The 13309-nt window shown below is 64.3% G+C and carries 15 protein-coding genes and 1 pseudogene; 8 read left to right on the top strand and 8 right to left on the bottom strand.

All coding sequences use genetic code 11. The annotated features are described in order from the left end of the window. From ACTHL0_RS24710 to ACTHL0_RS24690, 5 genes and pseudogenes are all read left to right on the top strand, one after another. Positions 1-575 (top strand): annotated as a pseudogene (locus ACTHL0_RS24710) (succinate--CoA ligase subunit alpha); the annotation flags it as partial. A gap of 196 nt (positions 576-771) precedes the next feature. Next, positions 772-1503, top strand: coding sequence for a TerC family protein (locus tag ACTHL0_RS24705; protein WP_440569697.1), 732 nt, complete (start codon positions 772-774; stop codon positions 1501-1503). Between the two features lie 179 nt (positions 1504-1682). Then, complete coding sequence (locus tag ACTHL0_RS24700) at positions 1683-2270, top strand: pilin (protein WP_440569696.1); 588 nt, start codon at positions 1683-1685, stop codon at positions 2268-2270. Positions 2271-2352: 82 nt separating this feature from the next. Then, positions 2353-4143: a PglL family O-oligosaccharyltransferase gene (locus ACTHL0_RS24695; RefSeq protein WP_440569695.1), complete on the top strand. Its 1791-nt coding sequence runs from the start codon at positions 2353-2355 to the stop codon at positions 4141-4143. An 80-nt stretch (positions 4144-4223) separates the two neighbouring features. Then, the gene (locus tag ACTHL0_RS24690) at positions 4224-4652 is read left to right on the top strand and encodes a DUF4279 domain-containing protein (protein ID WP_440569694.1); all 429 of its coding nucleotides are present in this window, start codon (positions 4224-4226) and stop codon (positions 4650-4652) included. 11 nt (positions 4653-4663) lie between these two features. On the opposite strand, the gene ACTHL0_RS24685 is transcribed toward ACTHL0_RS24690, so the two are convergent. The 8 genes from ACTHL0_RS24685 to ACTHL0_RS24650 all read right to left on the bottom strand — a co-directional run bounded on the left by ACTHL0_RS24685 (position 4664) and on the right by ACTHL0_RS24650 (position 10268). Further along, the gene (locus ACTHL0_RS24685) at positions 4664-4876 is read right to left on the bottom strand and encodes a hypothetical protein (RefSeq protein WP_440569693.1); all 213 of its coding nucleotides are present in this window, start codon (positions 4874-4876) and stop codon (positions 4664-4666) included. Positions 4877-5011: 135 nt separating this feature from the next. Continuing rightward, positions 5012-5491, bottom strand: coding sequence for a cyclic pyranopterin monophosphate synthase MoaC (moaC, locus tag ACTHL0_RS24680; protein WP_440569692.1), 480 nt, complete (start codon positions 5489-5491; stop codon positions 5012-5014). Between the two features lie 63 nt (positions 5492-5554). Beyond that, positions 5555-6133, bottom strand: coding sequence for a DUF2946 family protein (locus ACTHL0_RS24675; protein ID WP_440569691.1), 579 nt, complete (start codon positions 6131-6133; stop codon positions 5555-5557). Continuing rightward, a complete protein-coding gene (locus ACTHL0_RS24670; protein ID WP_440569690.1) occupies positions 6126-7175 on the bottom strand; it encodes a YheT family hydrolase in 1050 nt (349 codons plus the stop codon). Before ACTHL0_RS24670 ends, ACTHL0_RS24675 begins: the two co-directional genes overlap by 8 nt. Before the next feature lie 52 nt (positions 7176-7227). Further along, positions 7228-7680, bottom strand: coding sequence for a nuclear transport factor 2 family protein (locus ACTHL0_RS24665; RefSeq protein WP_440569689.1), 453 nt, complete (start codon positions 7678-7680; stop codon positions 7228-7230). A 160-nt stretch (positions 7681-7840) separates the two neighbouring features. Continuing rightward, complete coding sequence (gene waaF / locus ACTHL0_RS24660) at positions 7841-8875, bottom strand: lipopolysaccharide heptosyltransferase II (protein ID WP_440569688.1); 1035 nt, start codon at positions 8873-8875, stop codon at positions 7841-7843. Positions 8876-9090: 215 nt separating this feature from the next. Then, positions 9091-9285, bottom strand: a complete 195-nt coding sequence (locus tag ACTHL0_RS24655; RefSeq protein WP_440569687.1) for a zinc-finger domain-containing protein — start codon at positions 9283-9285, stop codon at positions 9091-9093. Between the two features lie 59 nt (positions 9286-9344). Further along, entirely contained in the window at positions 9345-10268 is a 924-nt protein-coding gene (locus ACTHL0_RS24650; protein WP_440569686.1) for a branched-chain amino acid transaminase, read from the bottom strand. 185 nt (positions 10269-10453) lie between these two features. Between ACTHL0_RS24650 and ACTHL0_RS24645 the strand changes: the two genes are divergently transcribed. From ACTHL0_RS24645 to ACTHL0_RS24635, 3 genes are all read left to right on the top strand, one after another. Next, positions 10454-11236 carry an AzlC family ABC transporter permease gene (locus ACTHL0_RS24645; RefSeq protein ID WP_440569685.1) on the top strand — a complete coding sequence of 261 codons (783 nt, stop codon included), beginning with the start codon at positions 10454-10456 and terminating at the stop codon, positions 11234-11236. A gap of 3 nt (positions 11237-11239) precedes the next feature. Further along, entirely contained in the window at positions 11240-11563 is a 324-nt protein-coding gene (locus ACTHL0_RS24640) for an AzlD domain-containing protein (protein WP_440569684.1), read from the top strand. A gap of 182 nt (positions 11564-11745) precedes the next feature. Further along, entirely contained in the window at positions 11746-12939 is a 1194-nt protein-coding gene (locus tag ACTHL0_RS24635; RefSeq protein WP_440569683.1) for a phosphoglycerate kinase, read from the top strand. The last annotated feature ends 370 nt before the right edge of the window (positions 12940-13309 follow it).

Raw genomic sequence — 13309 nt, 5'->3', positions numbered from 1 at the left:
TTCCGGTTCGCGACATGATCGAAGTGCGCGATCGTATGCGCCGTGAAAACCGCAAGACGCTGCTGCTGGGACCGAACTGCCCGGGCACGATCACGCCGGACGAACTGAAGATCGGCATCATGCCGGGCCACATCCACCGCAAGGGCCGTATCGGCGTCGTGTCGCGTTCGGGCACGTTGACGTACGAAGCCGTGGGGCAACTGACGGCGCTCGGCCTCGGCCAATCGTCGGCGGTCGGCATCGGTGGCGATCCGATCAACGGCCTGAAGCACATCGACGTCATGAAGATGTTCAACGACGATCCGGATACGGACGCCGTGATCATGATCGGTGAAATCGGCGGTCCGGACGAAGCGAATGCCGCTTACTGGATCAAGGACAATATGAAGAAGCCCGTCGTCGGCTTCATCGCCGGTGTAACGGCGCCTCCGGGCAAGCGCATGGGCCACGCCGGCGCGCTGATCTCGGGCGGTGCCGATACGGCCGACGCGAAGCTCGAAATCATGGACGGCTGCGGCATCAAGGTGACGCGCAACCCGTCGGAGATGGGTCGTCTGCTGAAGTCGATTCTGTAAGATGCTGCGCAAGGCTTGCGTCTGACGCGTTGCGTTGGGCGCAGCCGATGAGCCGTTTTGGTATCCTTGCGAAATTATTTCGTAAGGCTTCCGACAGGCGAAAAGGAAGCGAGGGAGCAAGCCATGCTCCCTCGCTTTTTTATCGCTGTCGCCCTCTGCTTGCCCTGGAACGGCGATTGCCCTCATGCTCGACGCTATGCTCGAATTTTTTACGACCCTTCATTGGCCGGCGGTTTTTCAGATCGTCATCATCGATATCCTGCTGGGCGGCGACAACGCCGTGGTGATTGCGCTCGCGTGCCGCAAGTTGCCGGCATCGCAACGGATGCAGGGCGTTCTGTGGGGAACGGTCGGTGCCATTGTCTTGCGCGTCGTCCTGATCGCGTTCGCTGTGGCCCTGCTCGACGTGCCGTTCCTGAAGTTCGGCGGTGGGCTGCTGCTGCTGTGGATCGGTGTGCGTCTGCTCGCGCCGTCTCATGAATCGCACGAGAACATTAAACCCGCCGATAAGCTCATTTCGGCGATCAAGACGATCATCGTGGCCGATGCCGTCATGAGCCTCGACAACGTGATCGCGATCGCGGGCGCCGCCGAAACGGCCGATCCGGATCATCGGATTGCGCTCGTCATCTTCGGCCTCGTCGTGAGCATTCCGTTGATCGTCTGGGGCAGCACGCTCGTGCTGCGCATGCTCGATCGGTTTCCTGTCATCGTCACGCTCGGCGCCGCACTGCTCGGTTGGATTGCAGGCGGGCTCATCATCAATGATCCCGCAGGCGACCGCTGGCCGCTGCTCGATACGCCGGTGGCCGAGTATGGGGCACATATCGCGGGCGCGTTGCTGGTCGTGCTGCTTGGATATTGGATCAGGCGCCGGCAGCATCGGCGGCTGGCGGCCGAGGCGTCCGGGTCGCACCATACGCATTAAAGGCAGGCTCGAAGGCCTCGAAGGCCTCGTTGGGCCCGTTCGCGTCGATCCGCGCTCTCGCAGTGATCGAACGCATTAGCCATGCAGCCGACTGCCCGGGCTGAACCATCGCCGATACGCTGAGCACTCGTTGCCCGTCCATCCGGAGGCGGGCCGCCGTTCGAGGAGCGTATCTGCCGATGTCTGCCGCTATTAGTTCGTTTGCTTATCGTGTGTTGATCGTCGCGTTGCGCGCTCGCGCCGATCGCCGCGCCCGGGGCGGTTTTACGTTGATCGAGCTGATGATCGTCCTTGCGATCGTCGGAATCGTCGCCGCCTATGCCGTACCCGCCTATCAGGACTACCTTGCTCGCAGTCGTGTGGGCGAGGGCCTGTCGCTGGCCTCGGGCGCGCGCCTTGCGGTCGCCGAGAACGCCGCGGCGGGCAGTCCGTTCAGTAGCGGCTACGTTGCGCCGCCCGCGACACGCAATATCGAGGCAATCGCCATCGACGACACCACCGGCGAAATTTCCATTCGTTACACGGCGCGCGTGGCGCCAGCCGGTAGCGACACCCTTATGCTCGTGCCGTCGTCGCCGGATGAGTCCGATCCGCCCACATCCCGTATCGCATTAGAGTCCGGTCTCGTACACGGCGGCGCGTTGACGTGGGAATGCTTTGCGTCGGGCAAGCAGGAGTCGTCTCTGCCCGCGCCCGGTGCCGGGCCGATGCCGGTTGCGGCGGCCACTTTGCCGGCCAAGCTCGCGCCGCCCGAATGCCGCACCTGAATACAACAAAAAGGGGCCGACGGCTGCGCACACTGAAAGGAAATTTTTGTATAGTGCGCCGGTTGCTTGCACCCCTATCCTCATGACTTCTCCATTTGCCCGTCATTTGTCGTTTGCGTCCTTGGCCTTCGCGGTGCTGCTGCCTTACGCGGTCACGAACCATACGTACCCGATCCCTACGTTTTATGCCGAGTTCACGGCGCTCTCGCTCTATCTGCTCGTCGGCGGGTCGGTTTTGCTGCTGTTGATGTCGGAAAGGCCGCGCGCGCAGTTTGCGATGCCGGCCGTCGCGCTCGTGCCGCTTGCCCTCGGTGCGCTGCTCGTCTTACAGACATTCGTGCTGCCGCTTGCACAGCCCTCGATGGCTTGGCTAGGTGCTGGCTTTCTGCTGGCGGGCTTCATGGCGACGCAAGCGGGGTACGGCTTCGTGCGGGCGGGCGTGGCCGATACGGCCTTGCGCTGGATGGCGGGCGCATTGATCGCGGGCGGCTTGTTCGCCGTCTTCTGCCAGGTCGTGCAACTGCTGCATCTCGAAGCGAAGCTTTCGCCTTTCGTCGTGGCCTATCACATCACGACCGACCGGCGCCCGTTCGGCAACATGGCACAAGCGAACCATCTGGCGACGGTGATTGCGTTTGCGCTCGCCGCGGCGATGTATCTCGTGCAGACGCGTCGCTTGAACCTATTCGTCTGGGCGGCCGTGTCGGCGATCTGCGTGCTGGGGCAGGCGTTGACGGTATCGCGCGGGCCGTGGCTGCAGACGGCTGTCGTCGTCGTCGCGGGTTTTTGGATGGCGCTCGTCGCGCCGCGGAGCAATGGCTTCTCGCATCGCCGCATGCGGGGGTGGATCATTCCCGTTCTGCTCGTCGTGCTGTTCATCGGCGTGAACCTGGCTGTGCGCTGGGCGAACGTGCGGCTGCAGCTTGGTCTGGACGTCTCGGCCGCGCACCGTTTTCAGGACAAAGGGCAGTTCGTGCTGCGCCTTGCGATGTGGAAGTATGGATGGACGATGTTCAAAGGGCATCCGCTGCTCGGGGTCGGCTGGGGGGAGTTTCCGCGTTTCGAGTTCGAACTCGTGAGGCAGCTCGGCGACGTTGAAATCGCCAACAATTCGCACGACATCGTGATCGATTTGCTCGCGAAGACGGGCATCCTCGGCCTCGGCATCGTTCTGCTCGGCCTGTTGGCCTGGTTGTGGCGGGTGTTGCGCGCGCGGCATACGGCCGAACGCGTATTCGGTCTCGCGCTGATTGGCGCGCTGCTCATGCACGCACTGGTCGAGTATCCGCAGCAGTACATGTTCTTCTTGCTGCCGGCGATGTTCGCCTTCGGGATCTTGGAAACGAAGCCGCTGGCATTCGTGCCTGGGCGGTTCGCACTCGGATTGCAGATTGCGGTGGTGTTGGGCGGGTTTGCCGCGCTGATGCCGATTTATCGCGATTACGCTCGCGCCGAAGTGCTGTACTACGGCGCGCATCCCGCCGACGAATATCGGGCTGCGCCGTCGGTGTTGTTCGGGGCATGGGGCGAATACGGCATGGCTACGCTGCTGCCGATCGATAGCGAGGGCTTGCAGACGAAGCTCGACATGCACGCGAAGGCGCTGGCGCTGTTGCCCGGGGAGACCGTGCTGCGGCGATACGCTGCATTGCTCGCGCTCGATGGCAAGCAGGATCAAGCGCTCGATACGGTGGAACGGCTGAAGATCTTCGCGGAGGTACTGCACGATTGGCCGGCGCAGTTGTCGGCGTTGTACGGGCTCTGCGACGACGAGCCGAAGCTGGCACCGTTCAAGGCGGAGTTGGCCAAACGGTATGGGCCGGCGCCGAAGGCGGCTGAGGATGAAGGGGATGACGGCGACAGCAGCGATTGAATGGCTGACTGCTTAAAAGGATGACTGCCGCCCTGTTCCAGAGCGTCTAGGGGCGGACAGCCAACTGAAAGAGAGATGATATGGGCCGTCTGCAACGGACGAAGGCATCACTTCGTATCAGTGGCGACGAACTCGTCCCAAGCGAAATCACGCGACTACTTCGCTGTGCTCCGACGTATGCGTATGCAAAGGGCGACGAAATCGTTGGAAAGAAAACCGGACGAAAGCGCATTGCCGGATTCGGGATGTGGTTGCGAGCGACGACCGCGTGCGAACCGGGAAACCTCGATGCGCAGATCGGGGCGCTTCTCGCCGAGATGACCGACGATCTCAACGTCTGGGAAGCGATCACGGCCTCCTGCAAGGTCGATATGTTTTGCGGTCTCTTCATGGGTCGATGGAACGACGGCGAATCGCTTTCAGCGGCGACCTTGTTCGCGTTAGGGTCACGGCACATTGAGCTCGGTCTCGATATTTACGGGCCTGACGACAACGATCCTGGTGGTTAAGGCCACCATCGTTAGGTGTTGCGACGCCGTCGAGGCCGGGACTCGATACCGTTCGCCGCGAGTAGCTTCCGAAGCCGATGGTTCTCGGCGAACAGCCCGACAATCACGGCGGTCATGATGATCGGCCCGGACCATTGCCCGGTGTAGTGGTAGAACGCCCACGCGCCCAATGCGCACGCGATCGCCGTGAGGACCAGCGCGATGCGGTCGAGTATCCAATTCATGCGAATGCCGCCTGTTTGTTGGATGTGGTCGCCCGATGGCGTAATGCGTAGCTGCGTGCGCTGCAAGAAAGCCACCGACAGTAGATGTAGCTGGACGATGATAAAAAGCCTTATGAAACAAGGGCCATAGAGGCCTTAACTCCCAGCCACCCAATCCCCCGATTTCCCCCCGTGCTTTTCCTGCACGCCGACATCGGTGATCACCATCCCCCGATCGACGGCCTTGCACATGTCATAGACGGTCAGCAGCCCCACCTGCACGGCCGTCAGCGCCTCCATTTCCACCCCAGTGCGCCCCAGCGTTTCAACCTGTGCCGTGCAATGCACGCCCGGCAGCGCTTCATCGAGCGCAAACTCGATGGCCACGCGCGTCAGCGCGAGCGGATGACACAGCGGGATCAAATCGGAGGTGCGCTTCGCACCTTGAATCGCAGCGATGCGCGCGACGCCGAGCACGTCGCCTTTCTTCGCATGACCGTCGCGGATCAGCGCCAGCGTCTCGGGCTTCATCCGGATCGAGCCGCGTGCGATGGCGATCCGCTTCGTTTCGTCCTTGCCGCCGACATCGACCATATGGGCTTGGCCGGCTGCGTCGAAATGGGTCAATTCAGGCATGTCGTGCTCCTTCGAGGGGCGCCTATCTTAGCAGCCGCCGCCCACCGGCCCGGCGCAGGGAGCTCAATGCGGTTGTGCCAGAGCCGGGCTCGCAACGAAGCCGAACCGGGCTGGTACGTCGGCGCGGCGCACCGTCCCGATCGCCAGCGTCCGATCCGCGCGCCAATCGAAGCTTCCGTTCAATCCCGTCTCGTCGAGCGTCGCCAACTGCGAGAACAGATCGAGGTCGTGGTCATGTAGCACGGCCACGCGCCCACGCTCCGAATCATCGACGAACAGCACCCCGCCTTCATCGTCGACGAGCACCGCCGCCGGCTCGAACGAAGTACCCGTCTGATCCTTGAGCGCCGGGGCCCCGGGCGAAGGCAGCGCCAGCCGCACCACCCACGGCGTATAAGCCAACTCCACATACACGCGCTGCGGCCCATTCTGAAAGAACCAGCACCCACTATCGTCGCGTTCGTAGTTCCGCTCGATGAAGCCGATCAGCGCGGCATGGCGGATCGGCGTTCCGAGCTCGCCACGCGCTTGGGCCCCTTCGTCGCGCATTCGCCACTGGCCACGCCGATCGAGCAGCAGCCAGCCCGTGCAGTGCGGCACGTTGGGCCATTTGGCGAGCGCGGCCTTGACGATGTCATCCATTGTTCGCGAACGGTTCCAGAAAATTGAACACGCGCCGCGGCAACCAATCGATCCGCCCCGGGAAGGGGCCCGTCATGAAGCCGACGTGTCCGCCTGCCTCGGGCTGATCGAGTTCGATCGCCGGGGAGACTTCCGCACGCGTGGGCAGCGCGGCGCTCGGCAGGAACGGGTCGTTGCGCGCATTGAGCACGAGCGTCGGCACGACCACGTCCGGCAACAGCGGGCGCGTGGTGGCGCGCGTCCAGTATTCCTCGGTATCGCGGAAGCCGTGGATCGGCGCCGTCACCACATTGTCGTACTCGTACATCGTCCGGCACGCCAGCACGGCGTCCCGGTCGAACAGGCCAGGGTATTGCTCGAGTTTGCTCAGCGCCTTGCGTTTGAGCGTCTTCAAAAAGCTCATCGTATAGACCAGCGCGAATCCTTGCGACAGCGCCCGCCCGCCGGCATGGACATCCAGCGGCGTGGAGATGGCCGCGGCCGCCGAGACGAAGGCCGCATCCGTTCCGCGCTCGCCGAGCCAGCGCAATAACACGTTGCCGCCGAGCGAAACACCGGCCACAACCAGCGGCCCGCGATGCAGCGCATGGAGGCGGCGCAAGACCCAGTCCACCTCGGCGCTATCCGCCAGGTGATAAAACCGCGGCGCAAGATTGAGCGGTCCGCTGCAACTGCGAAAGTGCGGCACGACACCGTGCCAGCCCATGGCGCGCGCCGACGCCATCAGCACGCGTGCGTAGTGCGAATCGGAACTGCCTTCCAACCCGTGAAACAGCACGAACAGCGGCGCGTCAGGCGGCGGCGCGGTTTCGCCGGCTTGATAGGCGAGCCAATCGAGTTCGATGAAATCGCCGTCGGGCGTATCCCAGCGTTCGCGGCGGTAGTCGACGGCCGGCCGGCGCGCAAACAGGGCCGGAACGATCGTCTGGGCGTGGCTCGTGGGCAGCCATCGGGGCGGGTTATAGAGCAATTGAACGAGCCTGTCGGTGGCCGCGGCCTGGGCGGCCGGTGACGAAACCGGTTTGTCATGCGTGATGCTCATGACCGTCCTCAAATCCTTTAACCGCCTCGACCGGCTGTTCGCTGCCGGCCGGTTAGTGCAATGCGCCTTGTCCGTGTCGAATTTTCGCTGCGAACTCGCTGGCCGTTTCTTCCGGCATCGGGCTCGCATGAATGTGGGCGATTCGCCATTCGCCGCGCTCGTGAACCATGACGTACGTTGCGTAGACCATCCGCGGCGGCACCAGCGGCTCCTGCAGCCGATGCGCTTCCGCGACCGTGTAGACGACCGTGCCGAGACTGTCATAGACGCGCACGTCGAGCGGCTCGATGGCCGCCGGCAGCGTGCGCGCGTCAGCCAGCGCGACCAGCCCCGCGCGGATTTGATCCACGCCGTGCCAGTGCGCTCCGCCCGCATTGACGTAGCTCGCGAACTCTTCGTCGATCCAAAGGGCCATCAGCGCATCGATGCTGCCGTCGGCGACGGCCTGATAGAACGCGTTGAGCGTATCGGTTGCGGCTTCGAACAAGCGGGCAAAACGTGGCATGGCTCTTTGGGCTCGTAGGTATCGCGCAAAAACGCGCCGTCAGGCAAATCGCTCCGCCGCGCATCAATCCGCGCAGCGGGCTTGGCAATACGGTCGTTCAGGCTCGGCGTGCGGCGCCCACGAATCAATGAACGCATAAAGGCGCGCGCGCTTCCGTGCGTCAGCGCTCGCCGAGCAACATCGCACGCAAATCGGCGAACACTTGCTCAGGCGACAGCTCGCGCAGGCAGCGCAAATGACCCAGCGGACACTCGCGGGCAAAACACGGGCTGCACTCGAGATGCAGCCATTGTACCTTCGCGAAGTCGGACAAAGGCGGCGTATGGCGCGGATCGCTCGAGCCATAGATGGCAACCAGCGGACGGCGTAGCGCGGCCGCGACATGCATGAGGCCCGAATCGTTGCTGACGACGGCACCCGCGCGCGCGATCAGGGCGCACGCTTCGCCGAGCGAGGTTTGCCCGCAGAGGTTGCGCACGTTCGGCGCTTCGCCCGCGATCGCCTGGGCAAGCGGAGCGTCCTTGTTCGAGCCGAGCGCGACGATTTGCGTGTAGGGGAACGACTGGCCGACCATCCGTGCGAGCGCGGCGAAATGCTCGGCCGGCCAGCGTTTGGCCGTGCCGTATTCGGCGCCCGGGCAGAACACCAGGAGCGGCACGCGCGTATCCAGATGAAAACGCGCGGAGACGCGCACCGATTCGTTCGGATCGGCTTCGAGGTGCGGCATGCGCAGCCTGCTTGCGAGATTGGGCACGTCTGCCCCGGGCGCGTAGGCGAGGGCGGCGTAGTGGGGCGCCATCGGCGCACGCTCACGCTTGTTCGGATTCGAATGGCGTACGTTGAGCAGGCCCACGCGGCCTTCGCCCGTATAACCGATGCGCAGCCGAATGCCGGCCAGCCAGGGAATCACCGCCGATTTGAGCGAATTCGGCAGGACATAGGCGGCGTCGTACCCATGCTCGCGCAAATCGCCCGCAAGCTGCCAGCGCCGCATGAGCTGCAGCTTGCCGTGCGCGAGATCGGTCGCATGGACCTCGCTGATTTCGGGCATCCGCTCGAGCACGGGCGCGACCCAGGTCGGCGCCACCGCATCGATGACGATGCGCGGATGGAGTTGCTTGAGCAGCGAAAACAGCGGCTGCGCCATCAATGCGTCACCGATCCAATTCGGTGCGATAACCAACGCGCGACGCATCAGTGTGGGTATCCGATAAATAGACGAATGCGGCGCATGGTAGGCGCCGCATTCGGTCAATGTGCGAGTCGTGCCGCCCTGACGCGCCCGGCTCGTCGCCTGCGGCCGGCAGTGCCGGCCGGGCAAGGCGTGCCGCTCGCGCGCGACGCCGCCAGTGAGGCGGCCTCACGCGCCAGTGGGCGGACGAACCGGAGGAGCCGGGCGGGCCGGACGAATCAGTGGTGCTTGACGGTTTCGCCGTCGCGCAGCTTGTAGCGCGTGCCGCAATACGGGCAGCGCGCCTCGCCGTGCGAGACGTCGATGAATACGCGTGGATGCGCGCTCCAGCGCGGCATCGACGGATTCGGGCAGTAAGCGGGCAAATCTTTGGCCGACAGTTCGACCAGCGGCATTTCCTTCGTTTCGCTCATGAGACGGGTTCTCGTTATTGGCGGTATGGCGTGTGGCGTTCGGTGCGGTTCGACTCGGTTCAGATCTTCGTGAGCCAGTGCGCGTACTTGGCGTTCTTGCCCGCGATGACGTCGAAGAACGCCGATTGAAGTTTTTCCGTGATCGGCCCGCGCTTGCCGGCGCCGATCATCCGGTTGTCGAGTTCGCGGATCGGGGTGACTTCGGCCGCGGTGCCCGTGAAGAAGGCTTCGTCGGCCGTATAGACCTCGTCGCGCGTGATCCGTTTTTCGATGACTTCGATGCCGGCGTCGCGTGCGAGCGTGATCACAGTATCGCGCGTGATACCGTCGAGGCACGACGCCAGATCCGGCGTGTAGAGCTTGCCGTTGTTGACGAGGAAGAAGTTCTCGCCCGAGCCTTCGGACACGTAGCCGTCGACGTCGAGCAGCAACGCCTCGTCATAGCCGTCCGCCGTGGCTTCCTGGTTCGCGAGGATCGAATTCACGTACCAGCCGGATGCCTTGGCACGCACCATCGACACGTTGACATGGTGGCGCGTGAAAGACGACGTCTTCACCCGGATTCCCTTGGTGATGCCTTCCTCGCCCAGGTAGGCGCCCCACGGCCAGGCCGCGATCGCCACATGGATAGTGTTGCCGCGTGCCGAGACACCGAGCTTTTCCGAGCCGACCCAGATGATCGGGCGCAGATAGGCCGTCTCCAGCTTGTTTTCGCGCACGACTTCGCATTGCGCGGCGGCCAGCGTTTCATGGTCGAACGGTACGTCCATCTGGAAGATCTTGGCCGAATTGAGCAGACGCTTCGTATGCTCTTTCAGGCGGAAGATCGCGCTGGCGCCGTCGACCGTCTTGTACGCGCGCACGCCCTCGAAGACGCCCATGCCGTAATGCAGCGTGTGCGTGAGGACGTGGATCTTGGCGTCGCGCCAGTCGATCAGCTTGCCGTCCATCCAGATCTTGCCGTCACGATCGGCCATTGACATAGATATCTCCTAGTGGTGCGGTGGGCTTTGCCCCAGTGAGTTCGCCATTTTAGCGTCTTTTGCCCGCTTCCCGGCACCGCGTGGCCGCTTGACGGGCGCTTCGCAGATTCCGCCTCTATAATCGGACACCTTCTGTTTCGAATGCGCGGCGGGGCGCATGCAAAGCCCGCCGCCGTCCCGCCCCCATGCTTTCTCGCCTCAGCCCCGCCGACCGCACCGCCTTCATGAGCGGCGTGCGCGACTATTCGCCGACGCTGATGGCGATGTTCTCGTGGGGCCTCGTCACGGGCGTCGCGATGAGCAAGTCGGTCTTGAGCGTGCCGCAGGCGGTCGCGATGTCGCTGCTCGTGTACGCGGGCTCGTCGCAGCTTGCCGTTCTGCCGCTCATGGCCGCCAAGCTGCCGATCTGGACCGTGCTGCTCACGGCTGCGATGGTCAATACGCGCTTCGTGATATTCAGCGCGGGGCTCGCCCCCCATTTTTCATACTTATCGTTCTGGCGGCGACTGACGCTTGGCTATTTCAACGGCGATGTCGTCTACCTGCTGTTCCAGAAGAAGGCATTCGCAAACGGGTATGTGCCGGGCAAGGAGGCGTATTTCTGGGGGATGTCGCTGTTGAGCTGGGTGTTCTGGCAAGTCTCGTCGATCGCCGGCATCCTGCTCGCCAGCGTCGTTCCAGATAATTGGGGACTCGATCTTGCGGGAACCCTTGCTCTGGTGCCGCTGATCGTGAGCGCCGTCATCAATCGAGCCATGCTCGTGGCCGTCGCGTCGGCGGGCGTCGTCGCGCTTGTCGCCATCGATCTGCCCTATCGGCTCTCGTTGCCGCTCGCCGTGTTCGCCGCGATCGCGGCGGGCAGCATCGCGCAGTTCGTTGCCGAGCGCGCCGATTTGCGCCGCATCCGCGCGGCGAGGCCCACGGCGTCCGCGGCGAGCCGCGCCGATCTCGGCGATAAGGAGCCCTGACCGATGTCGGCGACGGAAATCTGGCTTGCGATCATCGGCAGGACGCTTGTGACGGCCGCGACGCGGGCATTCTTCCTGCTCGGCGGCGAGCGCGCCGTGCTGCCCGAACGCGTGCAGCGCGCGCTGCGCTTCGCGCCGGCCGCAGCATTGATCGCGGTGGTTCTGCCGGATGTGCTGCAGACCCCGCAGGGCATCTCGTTCGCGTTGTCGAACCATGCGTTTTATGGCACGTTGGCCGGACTCGCCTGGTTTCTCTGGCGCCGCAGCATGGTGGGGACGATCGTCGTCGGCATGCTCGCCTACACGCTGCTGCGCCTGTTCGCGTGATCGCGACGCAATACCCCGAATTGCGACATACGTTCGCCGAATACGCGACATTCGTCGCGAGATCGGCTTCCCGGGCGGGACGATCGGCTAAAATGCTCGACTGCCGCTCTCGCTGCGAGCCGGGTCCGCCCGTTCGCGGCGTGCGCACTCGCCCGCCCACCAACCTGCATGCGTACATTCCCATGAGCCAAGTACTGCGTCTCTCCGATCTGATCGCAAAGGGCTTGCTATCCGGCAAGCGCGTCTTCATCCGCGCCGATCTCAACGTGCCGCAGGACGAGCAAGGCAATATCACCGAAGACACCCGCATCCGCGCGTCCGTGCCCGCCATCGAGGCGGCGCTGGCCGCCGGCGCGGCGGTCATGGTGACCTCGCACCTCGGGCGTCCCACCGAGGGCGAGTTCAAGCCTGAGGATTCGCTCGCGCCTGTCGCCAAGCGCCTGGCCGAACTGCTCGGCCGCGAGGTGCCGCTCGTCGCCAACTGGGTCGAGAACGGCGTGAACGTCGCGCCCGGGCAGGTGGTCCTGCTCGAGAACTGCCGCGTCAACAAGGGCGAGAAGAAAAACAGCGACGAGCTCGCGCAAAAGATGGCGCAGCTGTGCGACGTCTATGTCAATGATGCCTTCGGCACGGCTCACCGCGCCGAGGCCACGACGCACGGCATCGCCAAGTACGCGAAGGTCGCGTGCGCCGGCCCGTTGCTCGCGGCGGAGCTCGACGCGCTCGGCAAGGCGCTCGGCAATCCGAAGCGTCCGCTCGTGGCGATCGTCGCCGGCTCGAAGGTGTCGACGAAGCTCACGATCCTGAAGTCGCTCGCCGAAAAGGTCGATCAGCTGATCGTCGGCGGCGGCATCGCCAATACGTTCATGCTCGCAGCCGGCCTGAAGATCGGCAAGTCGCTCGCCGAGGCCGATCTCGTGAACGAGGCCAAGGCGATTATCGAAGGCGCCCGCGCACGTGGCGCGTCGGTGCCCATCCCGACCGACGTCGTCGTGGCGAAGGAGTTTTCGTCCTCGGCCGCGGCCGTGATCAAGAACGTCGCCGACATCGAAGCCGACGACATGATTCTCGACATCGGCCCGCAAACGGCGAAGGCGCTCGCCACGCAGCTTTCGAGCGCCGGCACCATTGTGTGGAACGGCCCCGTCGGCGTGTTCGAGTTCGATCAATTCGGCAACGGCACCAAGACGCTGGCCGAGGCGATCGCGAAATCGCCCGCGTTCTCGATCGCCGGCGGCGGTGATACGCTCGCGGCCATCGCCAAGTACGGCATCCACGACAAAGTCAGCTACATTTCGACAGGCGGCGGCGCCTTCCTCGAATTCCTCGAGGGCAAGACATTGCCGGCCGTTGAAGTGCTCGAGTCGCGGGCCTGATCATGGGCGCGCGCGCTCCGAAGTCGGACAAGCGCCCGGCCGCCAGGCCCGCCCGACCGGTGCGCCGCGCGCCGGCCGCCACGCCTCTCGGGGATACCCCCGCCCCGCAGGTGCAGGCGGCCGTGCAGGTCTTGCCTGCCGAACCTGTCGCGGTGCCGCTTGCCGGCACGGCGGCCGCGGTTCCCGCATCGAATGAAGTCAAAGCGACGCCGGCTCGATCCGGCGCGCAACCCAGCCCCAATACGAGCGCTTTGCCCCAGGCGCCCGACGCATCATCTCGCAGCCCGTTTACCAGCGACACCACTCAGACGAGGAGATACATGCATCGCGCCACCAAGATTGTCGCCACGATCGGACCGGCATCGAGTTC

The sequence above is a fragment of the Trinickia sp. genome (assembly GCF_051961175.1).
Classification (GTDB): Bacteria; Pseudomonadota; Gammaproteobacteria; order Burkholderiales; family Burkholderiaceae; genus Trinickia.
Note: the sequence above shows the minus strand (reverse complement) of the source record. Positions and strands in the feature narration are given on the sequence as shown.